The sequence below is a fragment of the Planobacterium oryzisoli genome, from assembly GCF_015354315.1.
Lineage (GTDB): Bacteria > Bacteroidota > Bacteroidia > Flavobacteriales > Weeksellaceae > Planobacterium_A > Planobacterium_A oryzisoli.
This window is the reverse complement of sequence record NZ_JADKYY010000012.1, coordinates 15,140-34,562: the sequence shown is the minus strand read 5'-3', so window position 1 is coordinate 34,562 and position 19,423 is coordinate 15,140. Positions and strand designations below refer to the sequence as shown.

The following is a 19,423-nucleotide window of genomic DNA, read 5'->3' as shown; positions in this document are numbered from 1 at the left end:
AAATACGAAGTTCCTTCCTACTAGAGGGAAGTAAAAGAAAGGAATTAGTTTTCCAGCTCTATTGGATTGTTGCGTTTCTTCTCGCGCTCTTTTGCGCTCTTCTCCATCTGACGCAGTATGTCCTGGGGATTTGAGTACTCCACGCCCCCTACATTGATTACCACCTTGGAATTAGGCTGAGAGAGCATCTCACGCATGCCCTGCACGGGATCCTTTCGGTACTGCTCAAGGTGTTTGTTGTACTGTTTGCGGTCCACTTCGATGGGTTTGCGCGAGAAGAACGGCACCTCCACGCCCTGGGGAAGGGACATGTCGGCCGAAGAACCCGGGGATTTCCTAAGGCCTTTGAGGGTAAAGCTATGCGATTGGTCTTTGGTCTCAAGCTTTATAATCAGTCCCGGAAGTCCGTGGAACTTGTAGGGACCTTCCGCAATCGGTACCTCGGGACTAAACCAGGCGGTCCACTCCCTTCCTGCAAACTGCGTGGTGGCCTTCTGTATTTTAAGCTCTTCATGCACGGCGGTCTCGGGATGGATTGTCCAGGAGAGCTCTCGCTCGTCTTTGACCCGGAAGTAGTCACGCCCCACAGTGGTTAGGAGATACACCTCTTTCTGGGGCGTTTTTTCCACTTCAAAGCCCACGGCACTCTGTCCCGAGCGCTTGATCTGTATGTTAGAGGATTTCGAGGCGATCTGTTTTCTTACCTCCGCCGCTGCAAGGGAATCACTGTCGTGGGCCTGCTTGCTGTAGAATTTACTGCCCTTCTCGGATATATCCAGATACATCAGCTCACTTACCACGCTGTCCTTTCGGGTGGAATCAATCGCAAAGCGGTACTCGTAGATGGCGCGCGTCTGGGAAGAAAGGGCCGAGGAAAAGAGAACAATAAGAAGTAGGGCAGCTCGTTGCATAGGTGGATTATTTAAAGTTAAACTTCACAGTAAACAGGACTTGGCTTGGACGTATCTGCATACTGCTTCGCGTAGTGGAGAGAAGACTCGTGTTGTAGGAAATCTGCTCGTAGACTTTGGTACCGGCAATATTTAGCCATTTCACCTCGAAATCCATCTTCTTCTTAGCCCAGGAGAACTGGTAGGAAAGATCGTAGAAAGAGTTTCTAAAGCTCTCATCCAGTTGTGAGGTGGTGCCCTCGTCCCAGAAGAATCCAATGGTGTGGTTTTCAATAGGGTAGAAGTACGCCGCCAGATTATGGCTCCATCCGGAGGTTTTTATCTCATTGCCGTAGAAAAGGTTCTTGTTCTTATTCCAGTTCATCGAAAGGCTGTAGTCCACACTCATCCAGGAGAAATAGCTGTTGTTGAATTTCAGGCTCCAGCTCTGTCCGTTGGTCTCGGTTTCAATCAAATTGCTCTCCCCGGTGGACTGGTTTACAAGCAGGGAATAACCGTTATTATCGCGGTTGGAGACCGTAGTGGAAAGGTTGGTCTTAAACTTAGGAAAATACTTACCAATCTCTGCGCTTTGGTTGGAGGAGCGCGTGGTATTGTCAAAGTATTCCAATTCACTGATATTGGCTCCGGAGGAGAAGATGGTAGTACGCGCAATAAGGTTACGCTTCACGCTGCTTTGGGCGTAGCGCAGATTGAAAAACAGGTTGTTCAGTGGATTGCGGTACTCCAGGCGCGGAGCGATGGTGGTACTGCGGGTCTCAGGAAGCAGGTTGTCGTTGTTTCCGATATTCTGCGGGGAGCTGAGAATGTTCCCCGAATAAAGGGAACCAAAATCCCCAAAATTATAGTTTACATTGGCAAAGGCCCAGAGCTTCCAGAAGGACGTGAAATCGTAGCTTCCCCAGAAGCTCGGTTCAAAGACACTTCTGCTGATGTCCTGAGAGGTGTTTCGGATCTGGTCCTTGTAGGTGATGCCGTAGAAATTCATCGGTAGGGTGATATTCATATTCAGTCCCCCTCCTTTGTAGTTAATTCCCAGCTGGGTGTAGGGATTCAGCTCGTTCCAACGCATATCGTTTCTAAAGTCCTCTCCCAGGGCTACGCCGTCTCCTTCCAGGAGGGAATTCATCTCGTTAAGGGACATATTGAGTCCTACTTCCGGGGAAAGGGTCCAGCGCTTCACGTTAAAGCCTACCGAGGCCGAGTGGTTGATATTGGTGGTCTGAAGTTCGAGCTGCTGGTCTAATCTGGAGAAGTTCTGCCCGAAATAGTCTTCGAAATCCTGGAAATTCTCATATTCTGCCGAGAGGTTTTGCCGGTCCTTTTGGTGGCTAATGTAGCTCATCACGTTGACCATTTTGTCTTTAAAAGGTATGATGGTACTTAAGGAGTTCTGGAACATTCCGCTTGGGGACTTGAGTTTCTGGTCCATGGAGATGGTTCCCGTGCGGGAGTCTACGATGCGTCCCATGCCGCGGTCGTCGTTCCAGAAACCGTTCCAGGTAGTGGTATTTTTAAAGAACCCTTTCTTGGCGTTCTTTGTTAAAATCACTTCCCCCTTGGCCGATTGTGCGTAGAAATCGTTGCTCAGGTCCGTGCGTGCACTGGCGCCTGAAGGAAAATACTCCGAGGGCTCGTAGATGGTCTCGCGGAAGGAGGAGCGCTCAATGGAATTATTGGAGTAGCTGGCATTTACTTTAAGTTCCCACTCTTTGTCCTTGAAAGGACTGGTAAGTAGGTTGGCCGAGAGGTAATGTACATTGTTTAAGAGGTAGCGCTTTTCCGGGACATTGGGCACCTGGGCGCGGTCCACACCCAGCCAGCTGCGCTGGGCGGCCTGGCGGCGCGTGCCCTCAAAGCGCGAACCAAAGGCCAGGATATTGCGTTCGTTTTCTACCGATTCCCCACTGTTGTTGGCTTTGTAGTTCAGTACCCACTGGTTTTTCTGTCCAAAGAACATGGGGGTGAGTTTCACGTTCCAAAGCAGCGGATCCATGCCCACGCCTACTTCTCCGCGCCCGGTCATGGTGACTTTATTTTTAAGTTTGATATTAATGGCAGCATTCTCCGAAGGGATTTTATCCTGCAGGGATTTAATGGGCTGGTGGTTTTCCATCACCTCCATTTTCTGTACCGCGTCTTTGGGAAGCGCATTGACCACGGTGCCGTAGCCCCCTTCCATAAGGTCCTTTCCGTTGACGTAGAATTTATTGATAGGCTCCCCCTGGTAGAGGATGGCGCCACTGCTGTTGACCTCGATCCCCGGTATCTTCTTTAGTACATCGGAGAGGGTACGGTCGCTTTTGCTGTCGAACTCGTTCAAATCGTAGGCAATGGTATCTCCGCGCTTGGTAATAAGGCGGGTTTTTAGTTTTACCTCTTTGATTTCGGTCGCTTCCGTCTGAATGGTAAAATCCACATTCTGAGAGCTGTTACTCACCACCTTAAGGGTACTTCGGTGGTTGAATGCCTTTACCTTTACATCCACCTGACTCTGCTCGGAGGTAAAAGTAAGGGTGTATTCCCCCTTGGAGTTGGTCAGGGCATAGGCGATGATGGCATCTTTTCCAGGCTCTTCTACCGTTACCGAAGCGCTTCCGACCCCGGAGCCGTCCTCATCGGTAACTTTTCCTTTCAGGGTGCTCTGTCCATAGAAGAGTGCGGAGAAAAAGAACGTGAGCAAAAGCAGCGTGTGTTTCATGGATTGTTTTTTTAGACATTAGTACTCTGTAGCGTCCAAATGTTACAGCGGGGCCAAGTACCTTACGGTCCTAAAAAAGGATGCCTTTTAGTAAAAGCATCCTTTTTATAGGGAATAATAAATTCTTTGGGGGTTAATCGTTCAGCTTCAGAACCGCCATAAATGCCGATTGGGGTACTTCCACGCGGCCGATCTGCTTCATTTTTTTCTTTCCTTCCTTCTGTTTTTCCAGAAGCTTTCGTTTCCGGGAAATATCCCCACCGTAACACTTGGCAGTAACGTCTTTTCTTAGTGCCTTGATGGTTTCACGGGCAATTACTTTGGTTCCCAGGGCCGCCTGTACGGCGATATCGAACTGCTGACGCGGTATAAGTTCGCGGAGCTTCTCGCACATTTTCTTTCCGATGTAGTAGGCATTGCTCTCGTGGATGAGTGAAGAGAGGGCATCGACCATGTCACCGTTGATAAGGATATCCATCTTTACGAGTTTCGAGGCGCGGAACCCGATCGGATGGTAGTCAAACGAAGCGTAGCCTTTGGAGATGGATTTCAACCGGTCGTAGAAATCAAAAACCACCTCGGAAAGAGGCATATTAAAGACCAGCTCCACGCGTTCGGCCGTCAGATAACTCTGGTTTACGATTTCTCCGCGTTTTTCAATACACAGGGTCATTACCGCTCCCACGTAGTCGGACTTGGTTATTATGGAGGCCTTGATGAAAGGCTCCTCCACACGGTCCAGAATCGTAGGGTCTATCATCTCCGAAGGGTTATTGATAAGAATAGGCGTGTCGGGTTCTTTCTTGGAATACCCGTGGTAGGACACGTTGGGAACGGTGGTAATGACGTTCATGTCAAATTCCCGGTCCAGACGTTCCTGGACGATCTCCATATGGAGCATTCCTAAGAATCCGCATCGGAATCCAAAGCCCAGGGCCGCCGAACTCTCCGCTTCAAACACCAGGGAGGCGTCGTTCAGACGCAGTTTCTCCAGTGAGGTGCGCAGCTCCTCAAAGTCTTCGGATTCAATCGGATAGATTCCGGCAAATACCATGGGTTTTACCTCCTCAAACCCTTCAATAGCCACGGTGGCGGGGTTTTCTGTCGCCGTTATGGTATCGCCCACTTTGACCTCGCGGGCATCTTTTATTCCGGAAATTATATACCCCACATCACCGGTAAGAATCTGCGACTTGGGTGCCTGCTTGAGTTTTAAGGTCCCTACCTCGTCCGCTTCGTAGGTCTTACCCGTAGCCATGAACTGTACTTTCTGACCTTTTTTAATGCTTCCGTTCACCACTTTAAAATAGGCCTCTATTCCACGGAAGGGGTTATAGACCGAGTCAAAAATCAGGGCCTGCAGGGGCGCATCGGGATCGCCCTTTGGGGCAGGGATACGCTTTACAATCTGTTCTAAAAGATCCCTAACGCCCTCTCCGGTTTTTCCCGAGACGCGCAATACGTCCTGGGGGCTGCACCCCAGAAGGTTCACGATCTCATCAGTAACCTCTTCGGGATTTGCGGAAGGAAGATCTATTTTATTCAGAATAGGAATAATCTCCAGATCGTTTTCCAGGGCCAGGTAGAGATTGGAAATGGTCTGGGCCTGTATACTTTGTGCCGCATCAACGATTAAAAGTGCTCCTTCACAGGCGGCGATGGAGCGGGAGACTTCGTAGGAAAAATCCACGTGCCCGGGCGTATCAATCAGGTTCAGGGTGTATTTTTCACCCTCAAACTCGTAATCCATCTGAATGGCGTGGGACTTAATGGTAATCCCCCGCTCGCGCTCCAGATCCATATCGTCCAGGGTCTGGGTTTGAAGTTCGCGCTGGGTCACCGTATTGGTATATTCCAAGAGGCGGTCTGCCAAAGTGGATTTACCGTGGTCAATATGTGCAATGATGCAGAAATTACGAATGTTTTTCATTGGTTTTGTTCGAAGTGCAAAAATAGGTTTTTTTAATGGAATTTTTTATTTGTTCCGCTCATCGTCCTTTCGGGACAGAATCCAAAAAACAGCCCCGATGAAAATTCACCGGGGCCGTCTCACATTAAAAAAATAAACTATTATGGGTTGATTATCTGCTTCCGCTGCGCATTCCCGAAGGAGCAGGCGTACGTAGCATAGGCCTCTGACCGGATTGCATGTGCTGTGGGGAAGACCGGAACTCTCCGGAATTACTGTTGCGCATGCCGCTTCCCGGAGCAGTCTGCTCTACGCGGCTTTGTATTCTTCGCTCCAGCATCCGATCGCGCATCTCGCCCTCGTGCTTGAACATTTTAAGCACCTGCTGCGGTCCTATTACTCCCTGCATTTTGCGTGCATATTCTCTTCGGGTATCAATCATCCGCTCTCCGTACCGAAAACTCTCTTCCAGCTTTTCACGGGCCTGTTGGTCGGAGAGTTTGTCCGGATCGAAATCATGACTGAAGTCCTCTTTTATTCTGCGCTGGGAGTCCTGATACTCCGAGTACATCCTCTTGAAGGATTCCCGGTCTTTGGCGGGCACTTTTAGTTCCTCTACCAGCATGTTTTCTCTAAGATCCTTATAGAAAAGCTTTTTCTGCTCGGGGCTCATGTCCTTGAGCATACTTTTTCGCTCCTGGCTATCCGCCTGCTGCCATTTTTCCACCGAGATGCTCTGCGCTTGGCTGAGCGTTCCCAGGGTAAATACAAGCAAAAGGGTTAATACAATTTGTTTCATCACAATTATTAATTAATACAGATCCAAATACACATCAAGTTCGGCATCACTGGAGAGCTCGGCCAGTTCCGCGGAAGAAAACGAGGTCAATATCTGCTCTACTGCAGCCTCTGTTTTCAGCGGTTTGGTGGTTTTAGCTCTTGCCTGAACCGGAGCGGCCTTTACCGAAGTAGTGCGCGCAGCAGTTAGAACCGTTGTATGGGTTGGATTAGCTGCGGGCGGAGAAGTTAAAACCTCCCCTGGCGCCTCTTTGGAATTTTCTTCCACGGCAAGAGGCTCGTTGCTGTTTTCCAAAGACGCTCCGGCCACGCTTAATTTAAATTCCCGATCAATTTTTTCCTGATCAAACTGCTCCTGGGTCTGCAGCGTATAGAGGCCCAGTCCAAAAACTAGGGCCAGTACGGCCGCTGCCGCATATCTGGTATAAGACTTTAGGGAAAAGCGCTTCGGCTGGCTCCTAGGCGAAGTAGCCTCTACCTGAGAGAGCACAGTACTCTGTATACGCTCAAACACCCCCTCCGGAGCCTGGTATATGTTCTTTCTTTCTAATTCTTCGATGTTAAACTCTTTCATCTTCTCTTTTTTTTCGGTAAACTTCCCGGATCAGTCCAGATCGTGGAAGTGTAGTTTTATATAGTCTTCTACCTTCTGCTTGGCATAGTGGTAGTTGGTTTTCAGCGTACTTACCGACATATCCAGTACCTGACTCATCTCCTCGTAGGGCATTTCCTCATAGTAGCGCATGGAAAACACCAACTTCTGCTTCTCGGGAAGCGACTGGATGGCCTTCTGCAGCAGGACCTGTATTTCTTCCGCATCACTTGATGCGTTGTGCGCTACGAGATTTTCCAGATCCTTTTCCACGTCCTGAGAGGATTTCTGCATGCGTTTCTGTTTGTTTATATACTGCAGCGCCTCGTTGGTGGCAATTCGATACAGCCAGGTATAGAGTTGGGAATCCTGTTTGAACTGGTGGAAATTCTGGTAGACTTTGATAAAAGTATCCTGCAGGATATCCTCCGTGGCATCGGGATCCACCACAAACCGTCTGATATGCCAGTACAGTCTGCTCTGGTAGCTGTCCATCAGAAGCTTCATGCCTTCGTTGTGGCTGCTGCTCTTAGAGAGTAGCGCCACAATGTTCTGGTCTTTTTCGCTAGACTTTTGCTTCTGGTTCTTTGGATTCATTATCGGTCCTAAAGTTAAAATTATTCTCCAATACTTTATGCTCCAACACAGTCGAGTTTTGTAAAAAACAGCCTAAAGCGGGCAGAAAAGGCTACTAATTCCTTAAATTAGCGGGATGAGAACTGTAATTCTGGGGACAGGAAATGTCGCCTGGCACCTGGCCCACGCCTTTATAAAAAGCGGCATAGACCTCAAGCAAATTTATGGCCGAAATACCGCAGCGCTGAAAAACTTTAAGGAGGCCACGGGGATTGATGTCTCCAGTACGCATTTGGAGAAGGCCGATCTGTATCTGCTTTGTGTCTCGGACTCTTCCCTGGAAGAGGTCTCCATGCTTATCACCGATCCAGAGGTTCTGGTGGCCCATACCAGTGGATCGCTTCCTGTGGAAGTTCTAAAAGGTCCCTACAGAAAAGCCTGCTTCTATCCTATGCAGACTTTCTCCCGGCAGGCAGCCCTGGACTATTCCCAGATACCTTTTTTCATTGAGGCGCCCCTGGAGAAGGACTTTGCGGCTCTGCAGCGTATGGCCCTGGGCATTTCTTCCAAGGTTACGCGCACCACCTACAGCCAGCGCCAGTACCTGCATGTAAGCGCCGTACTGTGCAGTAATTTTGTGAATCATCTGTTTACTCTGACCAAAGAGCTCTGCAGCGCCCACGGCCTGGAGTTCCGGCATTTTCTTCCCCTCATTGACCAGACGGTAAAAAAAATCCACACGCTGGACCCCCGCACCGCCCAGACCGGCCCTGCCGTACGGGGAGACCAGGTGGTGCTCGCGCGCCACGAGGCGCTTTTGGAAGGACATCTTTTGGAACTTTACCGCCTTATGAGCCGCTCCATTGCGCGTACGCACTTTGGAAGCACCTACGGAGAGGGCCGCTGAAAAACTTTAGGCTTTTCTGTAACAAGCGGATTGGATTCTCTACCTATTGAGTAAAATCAGAAATCAATGAAAAGAATACTAGCGCTTTGTCTGTTTATGGTCGCCCTTGGGGTCACAGCCCAAGTGAGTGCCAACCGTTTTTTCTACGAACTTACCTACCGTCCAGGCGTGGAGGTGGATTCGCTGCATAAGACGATGACCATTCTGGACGTCACTAAGGACAAGTCTCTATACCGTGATTTTCTTATGGTGTCGCAGGACTCTCTGCTGGAAGTAGAGATGGAAAAGATGCGTAAGAGCGGTACGTTCAAAGACCTCTCCAAGATGTTCAAGACGCCGAAATTCAGTTATAAAATTACCAAGACCTATCCTTCCATGGATATCCGTTATACCGACCAGATCCTTCAGGACGTGGTCGGTTACGAAGAAAAGCTTAAGCTCGATTGGAAAATTCAGGAAGAAAAATCCATGATTGGAGAATATTCCGCGCAGAAAGCCACCACGCAGTTCGGAGGAAGAAGCTGGACCGCATGGTTCTCCACGGAGCTTCCTATGCCGGACGGACCCTATAAGTTCCACGGACTTCCGGGGCTGATCGTAAAGATCTCCGACAGTGAAAACCACTATTCCTGGGAGCTGAAAGGCAATAAGCCGGTTGCGGATTTTCAGGAAATTTCCTACTCCGAGAAGATGCAGAAGGAATTCGGTGGCGGACGCGGCGAGACACTAATGGTGGAGAGAAAGCGTTTTGAACAGATGTACGAGGCCTACCGTAAAGATCCGTTCGGATCCATACGTTCGCAGCTCGCACAGGTTCCCCACGATGCAAAGATGCCGGACGGGACTTCCGTAGCACAAATGCTTAAGAATCAGGAGGAGCAGCTCAAGAAATTCTTAAACGAAAACAACAACAGCATTGAGCGCAGCGCTCCTGCCAAAACAAAAAAGTAATCAGTACCCTATTAAATTAAGTTAGTCAATTGTGCAGAGCAGGTCTTAGGACCTGCTTTGTGCTTTCTTATTTAGATTTAATATAAATAATGTATATTTGCACTCTAAATTCTGGCCGTTGGAATCAAGACCTTCTACCCTTTTAAGCCGTTTCCCTCTGCGTTGTGCGGGGCTCGTTGTGGACTACGAAAATCCGGAACTCACCATGCCCAATAAGATTATCGAAATGGGCCTTCTGCCGGGAACTCCTTTTATCATACTTTATCAGGCGCCGTTTCGCGGTCCGCTGTACATTGAATACGGCCAGGAGCGCACACGCATAGCCTTACGGGTAGAGGAAGCCGAATTTATAAAAGTTGAAGCGATACGATAATGCAGACACCATCTCCAGGAGCGCAAATACTTCTTGTGGGCAATCCCAATGTGGGAAAATCCACCCTATTCAATGCACTCTGTAACAAAAGCCAGAAGACCGGAAACTATGCAGGAGTCACCGTAGCGAGCCATTCGGGACGCTACCTCTTTAACGGAAAGGAAGTGGAAATCATCGACCTTCCGGGATCCTACAGCATTTATCCGGATTCCCAGGACGAGGCCATTTTTACCAAATACCTTTTGGACCAGGCGCACGAATATTCCGGCGTGGTCTATGTGCTGGATGCCCTGAACCTGAAAAGAGGACTTCTTCTTTTTCAGCAGATCCAGGACCTGGGAATTCCTACGCTTCTGGTTATAAACCAAATCGACGAAGCCCGGCGCAGGGGTCTTACGATCGACACCGAGGCGCTCTCGAAGCTACTTGGCGTGGAGATTCTTTTAACCAATGCCAAGGACCGCGAAGGGATTGAAGCTATAAAAAAGGCGATTGATGAAGGGAAGTTTTCTCAGCATAGTGGGATAACCTTTGCCATTCCTCTGGAGCAGAAGGCTCTGGTGGAGCGGATTGCCTCACAAACCAAAGAGAATAACCATTATAAGGTATGGACCCTTCTCTCTTCGGAGACGTATTTGGGACGACTCGAGGCCCTGGAAGAAAAACTAAACGACCAGGAATCTAAGTGCGCGGTTCCCAAGAGGCTGCAGACACAGGAGACCGTGCGGCGGTACCAGCATATCGCCCAGATACTGGATAAAATCACGACCAAAACACCCGGCCGTAAAGAGCTTTTAACCGAGAAAATCGATTCCATTCTGGTACATAAATTCTGGGGCTACGTGGTCTTTCTGGCCGTTCTGCTTTTAATGTTCCAGCTGGTCTTTTTCATGGCGGAGATCCCCATGAACTGGATCGACGGGCTTTTTGTATCGCTTTCGGAATTTATATCTGCAAACATGGCCGAAGGGCCGCTTCGCAGCTTGCTGGCCGAAGGTATCGTTCCGGGAATTGGAGGAATTGTGATTTTTGCCCCCCAAATCGGCATCCTGCTCTATCTTCTCTATTTGTTGGAAGATTCGGGGTATATGGCCCGTGTGGTATTTCTCATGGACCGCATGCTCCGGCCGTTTGGAATTGGAGGCAAAAGCATCGTACCGCTGATCTCGGGAGTAGCCTGCGCCATTCCGGCCATCATGGGCACACGAAATATTGAAAACACCAAGGAGCGTCTTATAACGATCCTTGTCACCCCCTTTATGACCTGCGCCGCACGGCTTCCGGTCTACACCATCATCATTGCCCTTATTATTCCCCAAGATTATATCCTGGGCATTGACCAACGGGCCCTTGCCCTTATGGTGATGTATCTTTTGGGATTCGTAACGGCCATGGCCTCCGCGTTTCTCTTGAAAAAGTCCATAAAACAAAACGTAAAGACCTATCTGATACTGGACCTCCCGCCCTACAAAATGCCGCAGTTTCTGTACGATCTGCGTATAGTGCTGGAAAAGGTGTGGGACTTTATCTCGGGCGCCGGTAAGGTCATTTTTGCCGTCAGTATTATACTCTGGGTGCTTAGTTATCTGGGGCCTTCGAAGGATTCTTCCCAATGGGTGGATACAGAGGTGCATCTGGACGATTCCTATCTGGCGCAGATGGGTAAATTCATTGAACCGGCGGTAGCTCCGCTGGGCTACGACTGGAAAATGGGAGTTTCGGTGCTCTCGAGTTTTGCTGCACGGGAAGTGTTTGTAGGAACGATGGCTACCCTGTACAGCCTTGATGAGGACGTGGAGGAAGGGCGCATTATTGATAAGATGCGCAGCGATACCAGAGAGGACGGCACCAAGGTATTTAGCTTTGCCACCGGAATATCGGTGCTTATTTACTATGCCTTTGCCATGCAGTGTATCTCCACCATAGCAGTGGTATACCGCGAAACGCGCAGCTGGCGCTGGACCCTACTGCAACTGATAGGAATGAGCGGACTGGCCTATATTGCCGCCATGCTGGCCTACCAGCTACTAAAATAATTATGATAAAGCGTATGGAAACCAATTTACTTCTTCAGCAAATACTTACGGTGTTACTTGTTTTTCTAGCACTATTTCTAAGCGGTCGCTACGTGTGGAAGCACTTTTTTTCGCGCAGTAAAAACAAAAACGGCGCTTCCTGCAGTAAGGGATGCGGCTGCTAGTAGTGTGAAAGAAAATTAAACCTGCACCAAGCGGTAATCCCACTGCAGTTTCGTAATTTTGCAGCAGTACACTAAAGACAGAATATTCATATGCCATTAATAAAAAGTATTTCGGGTTTCCGTGGAACAATCGGAGGCCGGGCCGGAGAAAACCTAACGCCACTGGATATAGTGAAATTCAGTGCTGCCTACGGCAGCTGGCTGCAGCAGCGCAGCGGAAATTCCTCTTCTACCGTGGTTATTGGGCGCGACGCCAGAATTTCCGGAGCTATGGTCTCGGATCTGGTACGGGCCACACTGCAGGGTCTGGGTATTAATGTAATTGACCTGGGACTCTCCACCACCCCTACCGTGGAGGTAATGGTACCGGAGCTTGGTGCCCAGGGGGGTATCATTCTTACCGCCTCGCACAATCCCAAGGAGTGGAACGCCCTGAAACTGCTCAATGAAAAAGGCGAATTTATAAGCGCCTCGGACGGCGCCAAAGTTTTAGAACTGGCCGAGGATCCCGATTTTTCCTTTGCACTGGTAGACGACTTAGGGAGCTATACCAAAAGAGACGATGCAATTGGCATTCATATCGATAAGGTACTTTCTCTGGACCGGGTAGATGCAGAGGCGGTACGGGAGAAAAAATTCAAGGTAGTGGTCGACAGCGTGAATTCCACCGGAGGTATATCCATTCCACCGCTTCTTGAAAGGATGGGCTGCGAAGTGGTCTCCCTCTACGGAGAACCCACCGGGCATTTCCCGCACAACCCCGAGCCTTTGAAAGAGCACCTTACCGAGATCTGCGCTTTGGTAAAGAAAGAAAACGCTGATTTAGGAATTGTGGTAGACCCCGATGTGGACCGTCTCGCTTTAGTGGACGAGCACGGAGAAATGTTCGGTGAGGAATATACGCTGGTAGCAGTGGCCGACTATCTGCTTTCCCACACGCCGGGAGTAGCGGTATCGAATCTATCCTCCAGCCGCGCTCTGTCCGATATTGCAAAGAGTCACGGTTCTACCTACCAGGCAAGTGCCGTCGGCGAGGTAAACGTTGTGGAACTGATGAAAAGCAGTGGCGCCCTAATTGGCGGAGAGGGCAACGGAGGAATCATTTATCCGGAGCTGCATTATGGCAGGGACTCCCTGGTGGGCGCCGCGCTGATTCTTACCCATATGGCCAAGAGCGGAAAAAGTCTTTCCGAGCTGCGTGCGGGATACCCTGCGTATTTTATGGGCAAGAAGAAAATAGAGTTAACCCCAGATATTGATGTGGACCTGCTTTTAACAAAAATGCAGCAGAAGTATCTAAATGATAGGGTTTCCACGGTAGACGGAGTAAAGATTGATTTTCAGGACAGCTGGGTACACCTTAGAAAATCCAATACCGAGCCGATCATCCGAATCTACACCGAGGCCAAATCCCAGGAGCTAGCCGATGCACTAGGGGACCGAATCATCGCAGAAATACGCTCCTTTATTTAACAAAGGGTCCCAGAATTATAATAAGCGCTTTTCGAAGTGCAGAACGCAGTTTTGCATATTGAAAAGAGAGAGACATACTATTGGAAGAATTTTTTGAAAACGAACTGGCACAACGGTTCGAACAGATGATCGAAGAAGGAGAGCACCTGTATTTCGACTCGGGTGAGATTGAAGACATCATCATTTACTATCTTGAATTGGGGGATATTTCCTACGCCCATATGGCGGTGAAATACGGTCTATCCATTCATCCCAGTTCTCTGGAGATTAAAATCAAGCAGTTTGAAGTGCTCTTGGAGCAGGAGGACTACACCACGGCGCGCGCGCTGATGGAGGAGCTCAGGGAGAGCAGTATGGAGTCCACCGACTATTTGGTGTGCTGCGCCAAGTACTACTCGAACCTGGGGAATCCCCGCAGGGCTATAGAGTACTGCCAGCTGGCGCTCGCTACAGAGGAAGAGGAGAACTTTCTGCACAATTTTATGGGCGATGAGTACGTGAACCTGGGCGATCCGTTCAATGCCCTGAAACACTACCAAAATGCGCTTAAAGCGGACCCCCAGGACGACTATGCCCTGGAAAACACGATGCTTTGTTATCAGGACCTGAAGAAACCTTCCGAAGCTCTGGCATTTTTGGATACGTATCTGGACGAGTTTCCGTTCAGCGAAACCGCCTGGCACGAACACGGTCAGTTTCATTTCAACAGCAAGAACTACGAACAGGCCATACGCTCGTTCGATTATTTGATTGCCATTAACTCCTCGGCCGTGGGCGTATATGCCAATAAGGCGGCATGCTACGAAGCCCTTGGGCAATTTGCTAAGGCCATCGAGGTCTATCAGGAGATGTTGGAGCTTGAATACACAAAGGCTTTTACCTACTACAAGATCGGTCTCTGCTATAAGGAACTCAAAAAACTGCCCCAGGCACTGGGCGCCTTTCAAAAGGCCGTCATTGAAGACCCGCAGTTTTATTTAGCCCTAATGGAACAGAGTTATCTCTACGAGGAACTGGGTGCGATGCGTGAGGCCTTGCATTTTGCTAGCGAGGCGGCGCTACTTAACGCCGGAAACTTGGACTACCAAAAGCGTCTGGCTTTTCTGTACATCGATGCAGGGCGCTTCGAAGAAAGTTTGCGCTGTCTGCAGACCCTGGTTAGAGAGGAGCCCCAGAGGTTCTACAACTGGTATGCGTACACCGAAGTATTGATGCTTGTGGGTGAGTTCGAAAAAGCCTTGGAAGTTCTTATCGAAGCGCTTAGACTGCATTCCCGCGCAGAGCTTTACTACCAACTAGGTCACTGCTACCACCAGCTAAAAGCGCCGGCCAAAGGAGTGCAAGCCTTAGAAAAGGCCTTGGAGCTGGACGCCAGTTTAATCCAGGACATGGAAAGCAAGTATCCATACATTCAGTCGGCGGTACTTAAGACCAAATCCAAGAAGAAATAAGGCTCTGTCCTATGTTTTTTTCCCCGAGGAACGCAAAAGCAGCAGCCCGGCAATGATTATAATGCCCCCAAGAATCTGCAAAAGGGTGATGGTTTCCCCATCGATTACCCCCCAAAAGAGCGCCACGATGGGCATTAGAAGCGTCACCGTTGAGGCAAACAGGGCGCTGGACACGCGCAAAAGCCGGTAGTTGAGCATCATCGCAAGGCCCGTTCCAAACACCGAAAGCATTGCTACATAAAGCATCCCGGGCACTTTCGCAGCGGAAAGGTTTTCTGTAGTAAAGAATCCTGAAAACACTAAGGTAAGAGCAGAAGGAACGGTAAGGACAAATCCAAAGACAAATGCCGAGAGTATCTTGGGTTCTATCTGGTAGAGATGGGTCTTTACGGTGAGTCCGTTGATGGCATAAAGCAGCGTGGCTAAAAGCAGCAGCAACAGGGGTACAATCTCCAGCTGTCCCTCCGCCCGGTTGCCTAAAGCAAGGATACATACCCCAACAAAACTAATCAGTGTACCTATGCCCTGACCCAGGGTAGTTTTGGTGCGGTAAAAAAGTACTCCCAGAATAATGACGAAAATCGGCACCATCGAGTTGACAATTCCTGCCACACTGCTAGATAGGCGGGTTTCTGCAATGGGAAAGAGAAACATCGGAATAAAGTTGCCGCTGAAGGCAGCCACCAGCAGGTATTTAAGCTGCGCGCGGGGGAATTTTTTCACGTGCTTTATCGCCAGGGGCAGAAGCAGCAGTCCGGCAATAAGTACGCGCAGACCTCCCACCTGATACGGAGTGTAGTAGATCAGGGACTTTTTTATCAAAATGAAGGACGAGCCCCAGATCAGGGTCAGGGCAATCAGTAGAATCCACTTTTCGCGGTTGGCAGAACTTTTCATTCGAAGCGCATGGTAAACGGCATTTGGAAACGGTAGGGAATCTTCTCACTTCCCTGTGAAGCAGGTACAAAAGTTCCCGAGAGTCGGTATAAGGCAATTTCCGCCTGTCGGTTGAACAGCAGGTTTTCCCCTTCGGCTTTTGCAAAGCGCACGGCGCCCAATGTATCTACTTCAAAATGCACACGGGTGGAAAGCGTCGGAGGCAGCCCTGTGGCATCCATATAGAATAGCTCCGCCACTTCCTTTCTCAGCGCAGGTATTCCCCCCGGATACTGCGGCACAATGACCTCTTTTCCAACGGAATCTTTTAGAGGAGCGGTACGGGTACTGCTTGGACCAGACAGATCTTCCTCTATTTTTGTTATTATCAGCGAGTTAATGTAGCCTGCATTCTCCAGGCTGTCCATTTTTTGCTCCACCTGCTGCAGTTCTTCCACTAGGAAGGGTCGCTGCTGGGGAGAGAGCGTCTCATAGAGCCGTTTAAACTCGGCATATAATTCAGTCTTATGCGCTTGGTAGGTACTGTTTACGGATTTAAAATGGACATTCTGCTGTGCCGAGAAGAATTGAACACACAATAGTGAAATAAACAGACTCAAAAAATAGTTCATGAATTAGCGCAGAATTTAGCGAAGCAACTGATCGAATGTGTTCCCTTGGCGTATATCTCCGGACTCATACCCTTTCAGAAACCACTGCTTCCGCTGCGCGGAACTTCCGTGCGTGAACGCTTCCTGCTGCACATAGCCTTGAGAACGCTGCATAATATTATCGTCTCCTACGGCCTGCGCCGCACTGATGGCAGCGTCAATATCCCCAGGCTCGAGAAACTGTTCGCGGTTATCGGTATACCGCGCCCAGAGTCCGGCGTAAAAATCCGCCTGCAGTTCTGTGGCCACCGAGACGCGGTTCATCTCCGCCTCAGTATAGTTACCGCTTCTTCTAAGCTGCTCTGTTTTCTGCAGTGTTCCAAGTATATTCTGTACATGGTGTCCCATTTCGTGGGCAAGCACATAGGCAACCGAGAATTCCGTTACTTGAGCGCCGAAGCGGCTTTCCAATTCTTTAAAGAAGCTAAGGTCCATATATACCGACTCGTCGTTCGGACAGTAAAAAGGACCCATAGCGGCCTGCGCCGTTCCGCACCCCGATTGGGTGACGCCCGAGAACAAGATGACTTTAGCCGGGCGGTACTGCATGGAATTTTCGGCAAATATTTTTTCCCAGGTCTGCTCGTTCTCCACCGTGAGCATACTGATAAATTCCTGTACTTTCATCTCTTCGGCAGTGAGGTCCCGCTGCTCGGTCTGCTGCATTCCGCTGCCCAGCCCCGAGTTTAGTACCGCAGAAGGGTCACCTCCCAGAAAATATACTACTGCGGCAATGATCATGGTAATAAGGCCTCCGCCCAAAAGGCCTCCGCCTCCTGCTCCGCGTCGGTCCTCGACGTTACCGCTTCTGTCCTGTGTCCATTTCATATCGTGTGGTTTTGTTTGCTAATGGTCCGTACTCTTAAGGGAGTTAAAAATACAAAATATTTGGCATCGAAAAGTAGGCCAATCCTACTTGGCGCCATACTACCGGCACCTACTTCGCTTCCATAGTGCACCGATAGGTTTGTTAATAGCCCTATTCCCGTACTGTTTTTGGAATATATACCGCCCACAGGCAGATTGGAATTATTGGAACATTCCTTTCTTTTCCCTTCGCGCCTGGCGCTCCCACGCTACAAACTGCTGCGCATACCGGACATTGGGAGGAAATGTGGATGTCACCGCATACCCCCCTTTAACGAGCGCTCCGTTTACAAAGGTTCCGTCCAGGGTGAATACATACGCCAGCAGTCGTCCATAACGGTCTTTAGGTTGCACGTCCAGGGCAATCTTAACCCACTTATTTCCGATGAGCCGCTGCAGATAGGCCGAGGCTTCTTGCCCGTAATAGCCCTTCTTTTTATAAGCAGTATTGCGAGTCTCCGGAGCATCGATACCGATCAGCCGGACTTTAATTTGCTCCCCACTTCGGGCACGCATCCAAAAGGTATCCCCATCTACGACCTTATATACATAAAAGCGGTCGGTAGGCGTTCTTTGCTGCGCCGTTGACGGAAGAAAAGACCTATTCTCCAGGACGCTGAAAGTACCTAGAAATGGGAAGGAAAGAATTCCTGAAAAAAAAGCCCACAATAGGGCTACGAAAATTATTTTCATTGCTTTGAACCAAATTAGTGAAAAAAAATACTCTTTTCCTGTATTGAATTAAGAGAATACCTTTTTTATTTGCGGTACATGTATTATCTTACCCTAGCAATATAGCAAAAACCATTGGAGCACCCACCGCGGTGCTACCCATTGCAGAAAATTCCACCCTCTATGAATGAAATAATCTGTCCCCACTGTCATAAAGCATTTAAAGTAGATGAAGCCGGCTATGCTGAAATCCTCAAGCAGGTCCGGGACCATCACTTCCAGGAGGAGCTAGAGTCGCGTCTGGACTCTGCGCAGCGGGAAAAGCAAACCGCTATAGCCCTAGCAGAGGAAAAAATTAAAAACATGCTGCAGGAGCACATCGCAAAGAAAGACCAGGAAATCGCCGCATTAAAAGCCGACAGCAAAACCCAGCTTATAGAAAAACTGGCCGATAAGGATTCTGCCATTCAAGAGCTAAAAGCCCGTCTGGAAAAGATCCACACGGAGAACCAGCTAACTCTCTCGCAAAGTACCAAAGAACTTGAAAGGCAGCGCGACAAGCTTCTAAGTGAATTAAAAACCAAAGATCTCGAGGCCCAAAACCTCAAGGCCACCCTGGAGCAGCATTACGAGTCCGAGCTCAAAAGCAAAGATGCCATAATAAAGTACAAGGAGGAGGAAATCGCCCGCGTTAAAGACATGAAGCTAAAACTCTCCACTAAAATGTTGGGCGAGAGTTTGGAGCAGCACTGCGAAATTGAGTTTAATAAGCTTCGGGCTACTGCATTTCCCAATGCTTATTTTGAAAAGGACAACGATGCGCGCAGCGGCACCAAAGGGGATTTCATTTACCGTGAGCTGGACCCGGAGGGGAACGAAATCATTTCCATTATGTTCGAGATGAAAAACGAAAACGAGGAAACTTCCACTAAGAAGCGCAATGAAGATTTTCTGGCAAAACTGGATAAGGACCGTTGTGAAAAGAAGTGCGAATATGCAGTCCTGGTCTCACTTCTGGAAACAGACAGCGAACTCTACAACACCGGTATTGTGGACATGGGTTATAGATTTCCGAAAATGTACGTAGTCCGTCCACAGTTTTTCATTCCGATAATTACCATCCTACGTAATGCCGCAATGAATTCCGCAAAGTACAAAGCGGAGCTGGCTCTAGTCCGAAGCCAGAACATTGACATTACCCATTTTGAAGAAAAAATAAATAAGTTCAAGGAGGGTTTTGCCCGGAATTACGATCTGGCGAGCCGCAAATTCCGCGATGCTATTGAGGGCATTGATAAAACCATCAAAGAACTGGAAAAAACAAAGGCCGCGCTCCTTTCTTCCGAGAACAACCTTCGACTGGCCAATGAAAAAGCGGAGGATCTTACCATAAAGAAACTCACCCACAACAATCCCACGATGAAGGCGAAATTTCAGAATCTGGGAAGAGAAGAGTAGGCGGGCAAAGAACCATTGGGCGCCTTACCCGGCGAGC

17 protein-coding genes are annotated in these 19,423 nt (G+C 49.1%); 7 read left to right on the top strand and 10 right to left on the bottom strand.

The window, feature by feature from the left end; genetic code table 11:
* Positions 1–44 precede the first annotated feature (44 nt).
* The 6 genes from IC612_RS08980 to IC612_RS08955 form a co-directional block, all read right to left on the bottom strand.
* Entirely contained in the window at positions 45–911 is an 867-nt protein-coding gene (locus tag IC612_RS08980; protein WP_194739853.1) for a GLPGLI family protein, read from the bottom strand.
* 7 nt (positions 912–918) lie between these two features.
* Positions 919–3,612: a TonB-dependent receptor gene (locus tag IC612_RS08975; RefSeq protein WP_194739852.1), complete on the bottom strand. Its 2,694-nt coding sequence runs from the start codon at positions 3,610–3,612 to the stop codon at positions 919–921.
* A 133-nt stretch (positions 3,613–3,745) separates the two neighbouring features.
* The gene (gene lepA, locus IC612_RS08970; RefSeq protein WP_194739851.1) at positions 3,746–5,542 is read right to left on the bottom strand and encodes a translation elongation factor 4; all 1,797 of its coding nucleotides are present in this window, start codon (positions 5,540–5,542) and stop codon (positions 3,746–3,748) included.
* A gap of 151 nt (positions 5,543–5,693) precedes the next feature.
* Positions 5,694–6,320 (bottom strand): hypothetical protein, encoded by a 627-nt coding sequence (locus IC612_RS08965; RefSeq protein WP_194739850.1) that lies wholly within the window; start codon positions 6,318–6,320, stop codon positions 5,694–5,696.
* Between the two features lie 12 nt (positions 6,321–6,332).
* Positions 6,333–6,893, bottom strand: a complete 561-nt coding sequence (locus tag IC612_RS08960) for a hypothetical protein (protein WP_194739849.1) — start codon at positions 6,891–6,893, stop codon at positions 6,333–6,335.
* A gap of 30 nt (positions 6,894–6,923) precedes the next feature.
* On the bottom strand, positions 6,924–7,508 hold the full coding sequence (locus tag IC612_RS08955; RefSeq protein WP_194739848.1) for an RNA polymerase sigma factor: 585 nt from the start codon (positions 7,506–7,508) through the stop codon (positions 6,924–6,926).
* Between the two features lie 115 nt (positions 7,509–7,623).
* Here IC612_RS08955 and IC612_RS08950 point away from each other — a divergent pair, with 115 nt between their 5' ends.
* The 6 genes from IC612_RS08950 (at position 7,624) to IC612_RS08925 (ending at position 14,842) form a co-directional block, all read left to right on the top strand.
* Entirely contained in the window at positions 7,624–8,394 is a 771-nt protein-coding gene (locus IC612_RS08950; RefSeq protein ID WP_194739847.1) for a Rossmann-like and DUF2520 domain-containing protein, read from the top strand.
* A 66-nt stretch (positions 8,395–8,460) separates the two neighbouring features.
* Positions 8,461–9,345, top strand: a complete 885-nt coding sequence (locus IC612_RS08945; RefSeq protein WP_194739846.1) for a GLPGLI family protein — start codon at positions 8,461–8,463, stop codon at positions 9,343–9,345.
* 118 nt (positions 9,346–9,463) lie between these two features.
* Positions 9,464–9,718: a FeoA family protein gene (locus tag IC612_RS08940; protein ID WP_326520654.1), complete on the top strand. Its 255-nt coding sequence runs from the start codon at positions 9,464–9,466 to the stop codon at positions 9,716–9,718.
* Positions 9,718–11,754, top strand: coding sequence for a ferrous iron transport protein B (feoB, locus tag IC612_RS08935; protein ID WP_194739845.1), 2,037 nt, complete (start codon positions 9,718–9,720; stop codon positions 11,752–11,754). Before IC612_RS08940 ends, feoB begins: the two co-directional genes overlap by 1 nt.
* A 254-nt stretch (positions 11,755–12,008) precedes the next feature.
* A complete protein-coding gene (gene glmM / locus IC612_RS08930; RefSeq protein WP_194739844.1) occupies positions 12,009–13,391 on the top strand; it encodes a phosphoglucosamine mutase in 1,383 nt (460 codons plus the stop codon).
* An 80-nt stretch (positions 13,392–13,471) separates the two neighbouring features.
* Positions 13,472–14,842: a tetratricopeptide repeat protein gene (locus IC612_RS08925; protein ID WP_194739843.1), complete on the top strand. Its 1,371-nt coding sequence runs from the start codon at positions 13,472–13,474 to the stop codon at positions 14,840–14,842.
* A gap of 9 nt (positions 14,843–14,851) precedes the next feature.
* Here the strand turns inward: IC612_RS08925 and IC612_RS08920 are convergent, their stop codons facing one another.
* From IC612_RS08920 to IC612_RS08905, 4 genes are all read right to left on the bottom strand, one after another.
* A complete protein-coding gene (locus IC612_RS08920; protein ID WP_194739842.1) occupies positions 14,852–15,739 on the bottom strand; it encodes a DMT family transporter in 888 nt (295 codons plus the stop codon).
* The gene (locus IC612_RS08915; RefSeq protein WP_194739841.1) at positions 15,736–16,350 is read right to left on the bottom strand and encodes a hypothetical protein; all 615 of its coding nucleotides are present in this window, start codon (positions 16,348–16,350) and stop codon (positions 15,736–15,738) included. Before IC612_RS08915 ends, IC612_RS08920 begins: the two co-directional genes overlap by 4 nt.
* 15 nt (positions 16,351–16,365) lie before the next feature.
* Positions 16,366–17,217: a KPN_02809 family neutral zinc metallopeptidase gene (ypfJ, locus tag IC612_RS08910; RefSeq protein ID WP_194739840.1), complete on the bottom strand. Its 852-nt coding sequence runs from the start codon at positions 17,215–17,217 to the stop codon at positions 16,366–16,368.
* A 201-nt stretch (positions 17,218–17,418) separates the two neighbouring features.
* Positions 17,419–17,949, bottom strand: a complete 531-nt coding sequence (locus IC612_RS08905; RefSeq protein ID WP_194739839.1) for a thermonuclease family protein — start codon at positions 17,947–17,949, stop codon at positions 17,419–17,421.
* A gap of 162 nt (positions 17,950–18,111) precedes the next feature.
* Between IC612_RS08905 and IC612_RS08900 the strand changes: the two genes are divergently transcribed.
* On the top strand, positions 18,112–19,386 hold the full coding sequence (locus tag IC612_RS08900; RefSeq protein WP_194739838.1) for a DUF2130 domain-containing protein: 1,275 nt from the start codon (positions 18,112–18,114) through the stop codon (positions 19,384–19,386).
* The last annotated feature ends 37 nt before the right edge of the window (positions 19,387–19,423 follow it).

What these genes read in the sequence shown, in the direction of transcription:
- IC612_RS08980 (WP_194739853.1), bottom strand. Translation starts at nt 911, where the DNA reads ATGCAACGAGCTGCCCTACTTCTTATTGTTCTCTTTTCCTCGGCCCTT.
- IC612_RS08975 (WP_194739852.1), bottom strand. Translation starts at nt 3,612, where the DNA reads ATGAAACACACGCTGCTTTTGCTCACGTTCTTTTTCTCCGCACTCTTC.
- lepA (WP_194739851.1), bottom strand. Translation starts at nt 5,542, where the DNA reads ATGAAAAACATTCGTAATTTCTGCATCATTGCACATATTGACCACGGT.
- IC612_RS08965 (WP_194739850.1), bottom strand. Translation starts at nt 6,320, where the DNA reads ATGAAACAAATTGTATTAACCCTTTTGCTTGTATTTACCCTGGGAACG.
- IC612_RS08960 (WP_194739849.1), bottom strand. Translation starts at nt 6,893, where the DNA reads ATGAAAGAGTTTAACATCGAAGAATTAGAAAGAAAGAACATATACCAG.
- IC612_RS08955 (WP_194739848.1), bottom strand. Translation starts at nt 7,508, where the DNA reads ATGAATCCAAAGAACCAGAAGCAAAAGTCTAGCGAAAAAGACCAGAAC.
- IC612_RS08950 (WP_194739847.1), top strand. Translation starts at nt 7,624, where the DNA reads ATGAGAACTGTAATTCTGGGGACAGGAAATGTCGCCTGGCACCTGGCC.
- IC612_RS08945 (WP_194739846.1), top strand. Translation starts at nt 8,461, where the DNA reads ATGAAAAGAATACTAGCGCTTTGTCTGTTTATGGTCGCCCTTGGGGTC.
- feoB (WP_194739845.1), top strand. Translation starts at nt 9,718, where the DNA reads ATGCAGACACCATCTCCAGGAGCGCAAATACTTCTTGTGGGCAATCCC.
- glmM (WP_194739844.1), top strand. Translation starts at nt 12,009, where the DNA reads ATGCCATTAATAAAAAGTATTTCGGGTTTCCGTGGAACAATCGGAGGC.
- IC612_RS08920 (WP_194739842.1), bottom strand. Translation starts at nt 15,739, where the DNA reads ATGAAAAGTTCTGCCAACCGCGAAAAGTGGATTCTACTGATTGCCCTG.
- IC612_RS08915 (WP_194739841.1), bottom strand. Translation starts at nt 16,350, where the DNA reads ATGAACTATTTTTTGAGTCTGTTTATTTCACTATTGTGTGTTCAATTC.
- ypfJ (WP_194739840.1), bottom strand. Translation starts at nt 17,217, where the DNA reads ATGAAATGGACACAGGACAGAAGCGGTAACGTCGAGGACCGACGCGGA.
- IC612_RS08905 (WP_194739839.1), bottom strand. Translation starts at nt 17,949, where the DNA reads ATGAAAATAATTTTCGTAGCCCTATTGTGGGCTTTTTTTTCAGGAATT.
- IC612_RS08900 (WP_194739838.1), top strand. Translation starts at nt 18,112, where the DNA reads ATGAATGAAATAATCTGTCCCCACTGTCATAAAGCATTTAAAGTAGAT.